This window comes from Leifsonia sp. NPDC056824 (genome assembly GCF_042789575.1).
GTDB lineage: Bacteria > Actinomycetota > Actinomycetes > Actinomycetales > Microbacteriaceae > Leifsonia.
The window spans coordinates 5,001-6,126 of record NZ_JBHUAV010000009.1 but is presented as its reverse complement, the minus strand read 5'-3'; the positions used below and the strand labels follow the sequence as shown (position 1 = coordinate 6,126).

The following is a 1,126-nucleotide window of genomic DNA, read 5'->3' as shown; positions in this document are numbered from 1 at the left end:
ACGAGAGTTTGCAACACCCGAAGTCGGTGAGGTAGCCTTTATGGAGCCAGCCGCCTAAGGTGGGACAGATGATTGGGGTGAAGTCGTAACAAGGTAGCCGTATCGGAAGGTGCGGCTGGATCACCTCCTTTCTATGGAGAATTGATGAACGCTGTTCATCAATATAAGTTTCCGTGTTTCGTTTTGTTTAGTTTTGAGAGAACTATCTCTCATATATAAATGTATGTTCTTTGAAAACTAGATAACAGTGTAGCTCATATTTTTTTAATTTTAGTTTGGTTAAGTTAGAAAGGGCGCACGGTGGATGCCTTGACACTAGGAGTCGATGAAGGACGGGACTAACGCCGATATGCTTCGGGGAGCTGTAAGTAAGCTTTGATCCGAAGATTTCCGAATGGGGAAACCCACTATACGTAATGGTATGGTATCCTTACCTGAATACATAGGGTATGGAAGACAGACCCAGGGAACTGAAACATCTAAGTACCTGGAGGAAGAGAAAGCAAATGCGATTTCCTGAGTAGCGGCGAGCGAAACGGAACATAGCCCAAACCAAGAGGCTTGCCTCTTGGGGTTGTAGGACATTCTATACGGAGTTACAAAGGAACGAGGTAGATGAAGAGGTCTGGAAAGGCCCGCCATAGGAGGTAACAGCCCTGTAGTCAAAACTTCGTTCTCTCCTGAGTGGATCCTGAGTACGGCGGAACACGTGAAATTCCGTCGGAATCCGGGAGGACCATCTCCCAAGGCTAAATACTCCCTAGTGACCGATAGTGAACCAGTACCGTGAGGGAAAGGTGAAAAGCACCCCGGAAGGGGAGTGAAAGAGATCCTGAAACCGTGTGCCTACAAATAGTCAGAGCCCGTTAACGGGTGATGGCGTGCCTTTTGTAGAATGAACCGGCGAGTTACGATCCCGTGCAAGGTTAAGCAGAAGATGCGGAGCCGCAGCGAAAGCGAGTCTGAATAGGGCGCATGAGTACGTGGTCGTAGACCCGAAACCAGGTGATCTACCCATGTCCAGGGTGAAGTTCAGGTAACACTGAATGGAGGCCCGAACCCACGCACGTTGAAAAGTGCGGGGATGAGGTGTGGGTAGGGGTGAAATGCCAATCGAACCTGGAGA

The 1,126-nt window shown here is 49.0% G+C and carries 2 rRNA genes (1 of these 2 running past the window's edge); both read left to right on the top strand.

Annotated features, from left to right (window positions below):
• Positions 1 to 131, top strand: a 16S ribosomal RNA gene (locus ACFRFH_RS19825); the annotation flags it as partial.
• A 146-nt stretch (positions 132 to 277) separates the two neighbouring features.
• Positions 278 to 1,126, top strand: a 23S ribosomal RNA gene (locus ACFRFH_RS19820) (it continues 2,080 nt past the right edge of the window).